We start from the raw sequence: 3,779 nt of genomic DNA, 5'->3' as shown, positions 1-3,779 counted from the left end.
CGAAAGCGGTGGGTCAGTCAATATTGATGTCAACTGACACTCGGCCTTCGCGAGCAAGCCCGCTCCCACAGGGCATTGTGTAGAGCCATCAGGCCAGGGCGGGCAGGGGGCCCAGCTTGCCTTTGTGGTAGATCATCGGCGTCACCGGTTGCTCGGGCAGGATCAGGTTCTTCACCGCGCCGACGATGATGGCGTGGTCGCCGCCATCGTATTCACGCCACAGTTCGCACTCGATGATCGCCGTGGCTTTGCGCAGCAACGGGTTGCCCAGTTCGCTCAAGTGCCATTCGATGCCATTGGCCTTATCCTTGCCCTTGCCGGCGAACGCATAGGCTTCGGCGGTCTGGTCGGCGGACAGCAAATGAATTGCGAATTGCTTGCTGTCGCGCAGGATCGGGTACGTGTCAGAGGCGTAGTTGGGGCAGAACAGCACCAGTGCCGGATCGATCGATAGCGCACTGAAGGCGCTGGCGGTGATGCCGACGATGCCGCCGTCCGGGTCCAGGGTGGTGACCACCGTGACCCCGGAAGGGAACGAGCTCATGACGTCTTTGTAAATGCCGGGTTCGATCATTTCTCAGGACTCCTAGCGCATCACAAACGGATCAGGCATCGGTGCCTGGGAAAGATTGATCCACACCGTTTTCAGCTCGGTGTAGGCCAGCACGGAATCGATGCCGCTTTCGCGTCCATAGCCACTGTTCTTGAAGCCGCCGATCGGCGCCATGGCCGACACGGCGCGGTAGGTATTGACCCAGATGATCCCCGAACGCACGTCCCGGGCCAGGCGATGGGCACGGCCCAGGTCGCGGGTCCAGATGCCGGCGGCGAGGCCGAACTGCGAGTCGTTGGCAATCGCCAGGGCTTCGGCTTCGTCCTTGAAACGGATGACCGAGGCCACCGGACCAAAGACTTCTTCCTGCATGATCTTCATCGAGTTGCGGTCGCATTCGAACAGGGTCGGCTCATAGAACCAGCCTTCGCCCAGGTTCTGCGGACGCTTGCCACCGAGGCGCAAACGCGCACCTTCGGCAATGGCATCCGCCACCAGGCCTTCCACCACGGCCAGTTGCTGGGCAGTGGCCATCGGGCCCATTTCACTGCTGTCTTCCTGCGGGTTGCCGATGCGGATGCGCTGGGCGCGTTCCACCAGGCGAGCGACGAATTCGTCGTAGATTTCGTCCTGCACCAACAGACGCGAACCCGACACACAGCTTTGCCCGGACGCGGCATAGATCCCGGCGATGGCGCCGTTGATCGCGCTGTCGAGGTCGGCGTCGGCGAAAATGATGTTCGGCGATTTGCCGCCCAGTTCCAGGGACAATTTCGCGAAGTTCTCGGCACTGCTGCGCACCACATGCCGGGCCGTGGCCGCGCCGCCGGTGAAGGCGATCTTGCGTACCAGCGGATGGCGGGTCAGGGCGGCGCCGGTGCTCGGGCCGTAACCGGTGACGACATTGACCACTCCCGGTGGAATCCCGGCTTCCAGCGCCAGGCGCGCCAGTTCCAGAATGGTCGCCGAGGCGTGTTCGGACGGCTTGATCACGATGGTATTGCCTGCCGCGAGGGCCGGCGCCAGTTTGATTGCGGTCAGGTACAGCGGACTGTTCCACGGAATGATCGCGGCGACCACGCCCATGGCTTCGTGCACGGTGTAGGCAAACAGGTCCGGCTTGTCGAGGGGCAGGGTGCCGCCTTCGAGTTTGTCGGCCAGGCCTGCGGTGTAGTGGAAGAACTCCGGCAAATAGCCGACCTGGCCGCGGGTCTCGCGGATCAGCTTGCCGTTGTCGCGGCTTTCCAGCTGCGCCAGTTGTTCCTTGTTTTCGGCGATCAGGTCGCCCAGGCGCCGCAGCAACTTGCCGCGTGCCGTGGCGGTCAGACTGCGCCAGGCCGGGCTGTCGAAGGCGCCCTGCGCCGCCTGTACGGCGCGCTCGACGTCGGCTTCGTCGGCATCGGGCAATTCGGCCCAAGGTTCGGCCAGGGCCGGATTGAGGCTTTCAAAAGTCTTGCCGGACAGGGCATCGACCCATTCACCGCCGATGCACATCTGGAAGCGTGAGAGAGTCATGCAACGATCCCCTTAATCTGGTTTGGTCGGGCGTGCGCCGTGTCGAGGAACTCCAGCAACAGCTGGTTGACCAGGCGCGGCGATTCTACGGGCATCATATGCCGCTGCTCGCCGAGTACGGCAACCTTGGCGCCGGGAATGCGCCCGGCCAGTTGCTCGGCCATTTCCGGGGTCGACCCCGGATCGAGTTCGCCGGTAGCGACCAGCGTCGGCACCTGGATGCTGGCCAGGTCATCGGCGCGGTACATGTCCTGGGTGGCGAACAATTCATAGGTAGTCAGGTAGCCCTGCGGATCATTCTGCGCGAGCGTCTGGCGCAAAGCGGCGATCTGCGCCGGATTGGCTGCCTGGTATTCGCGGCTGAACCAGCGCGACAGTGCGGCTTCGGCGTTGGCATCCGGCCCGTGTTCGGCCGCCTGGGCTGTGCGGGCGATGACACCGGCGCGTTGCTCGGCGGTGCGATTGAACACACTGTTGAGCACCACGAGGCTCTGCAGGCGCTGCGGGTAATGCAGGGCAAAAGCCCGCGCCACCAGGCCGCCCATGGAGAAACCGATCACTGCCGCCTTGGGCAATTGCAAATGATCGAGCAGCTCCAGCAACTGGTCGGCGTAACCGAGCAGCGGCGTGCCGCTTTCCGGACGCGGGCTGGCGCCATGACCGAGCATGTCGTAGGCGATCACGCGGTATTGGGTGGCCAGGCCAACGATCTGGCCGCCCCACATTTCTTTGTTCAGGCCCACGCCGTGGATCAAGACCACGGGCTGGCCTTGGCCGGTCGCCAGGTAACTGGTGCCAGCCGGGGTGCGTTCAGCGGTGAGCCGAATCATGGAGCGCTCCTGCATACCTTTTTGTTGTAGTGACCGACCGGCTTACTGGGCTTTTTCGGCGGCCAGTTCTTCCAGGTCGATGTAGCGATTGCCGATGCGTGGGTGCAGGCGGCCGCCATCGGCGCAACCCAGGACCACGACGATTTCGTCGGCACGCGGCGCGTCTTCGATCTGCATTTCCAGGGTGATGTAGTGCGAACGCAGGCCTTCGTCGTCCTTGTGCATCATCGGGATCTGGATCGAGGTGCCCGGGCCGCCGCGCTTGTTGGTGAAGCTCAGGTAGCTCTTGGCTTTCACCGCTTCGCGGTAGTGGTTGCCGAAGCGCAGGGTGTGGATCACCGCGGAGGCGTGTTCGATTTCACCGTCGGCGCCGACCACGGCGGCCTTGCCGTACGCTTCGATTTTCTCGGCACCGCCGATGATGCCCACCAGGCGCTCGACCATCAGCGCGCCGAGGTCGGAGCAGTTGGCGCGGATTTGCGGCTTGAGGTCTTCAACGAAGCCGTTGCCCAACCAAGGGTTCTTCATCACAACGGCCAGCCCGACCATGGTTACGGGCTTGTCGGTGGCCTTGCCGCCTTCAATGAAGGTTTCTTCGACATAGCTGACGATCTTGCGGATTTCGAAACTCATGAGCTGCTCCGTATCAGGGTGAAAAAGCGTTTGTGCGTATGATGGTATACCATAATACCGGATGCGCAATACCCTGAAACGAGTTTCTGGTCGGATGGTGATGAAAACTGTAGGAGCGAGGCTTGCTCCGGGCGGTGTACCGACGAAGGCGGCCTGACAGCCGACCTGTGTTTGGTTGCCTGCGTACATATCCATTGCTGCGGTAACGGCCACTTATGGTTTCGCTTTTACAGCGACTCCCTTTTTCA

Annotated in this window: 4 protein-coding genes; all 4 read right to left on the bottom strand. The window is 62.6% G+C overall.

Features of this window, described 5'->3' with window-relative positions; translation table 11 throughout:
- Positions 1 to 88: 88 nt before the first annotated feature.
- From AC3WWR_RS30750 to AC3WWR_RS30735, 4 genes are read right to left on the bottom strand one after another with little or no spacing between them, the layout of a single operon-like run.
- Entirely contained in the window at positions 89 to 574 is a 486-nt protein-coding gene (locus AC3WWR_RS30750; protein ID WP_020800933.1) for a flavin reductase family protein, read from the bottom strand.
- A 12-nt stretch (positions 575 to 586) separates the two neighbouring features.
- Positions 587 to 2,068: an aldehyde dehydrogenase gene (locus AC3WWR_RS30745; RefSeq protein WP_020800932.1), complete on the bottom strand. Its 1,482-nt coding sequence runs from the start codon at positions 2,066 to 2,068 to the stop codon at positions 587 to 589.
- Positions 2,065 to 2,898: an alpha/beta fold hydrolase gene (locus AC3WWR_RS30740; protein WP_020800931.1), complete on the bottom strand. Its 834-nt coding sequence runs from the start codon at positions 2,896 to 2,898 to the stop codon at positions 2,065 to 2,067. Before AC3WWR_RS30740 ends, AC3WWR_RS30745 begins: the two co-directional genes overlap by 4 nt.
- 42 nt (positions 2,899 to 2,940) lie before the next feature.
- Positions 2,941 to 3,531, bottom strand: a complete 591-nt coding sequence (locus tag AC3WWR_RS30735; protein ID WP_007978708.1) for an amino acid synthesis family protein — start codon at positions 3,529 to 3,531, stop codon at positions 2,941 to 2,943.
- Positions 3,532 to 3,779 lie beyond the last annotated feature (248 nt).

The organism is Pseudomonas sp. EB271-G4-1, assembly GCF_058791355.1.
The sequence above is the reverse complement of the archived record's forward strand: the minus strand, read 5'-3'. Positions and strand labels throughout refer to the sequence as shown.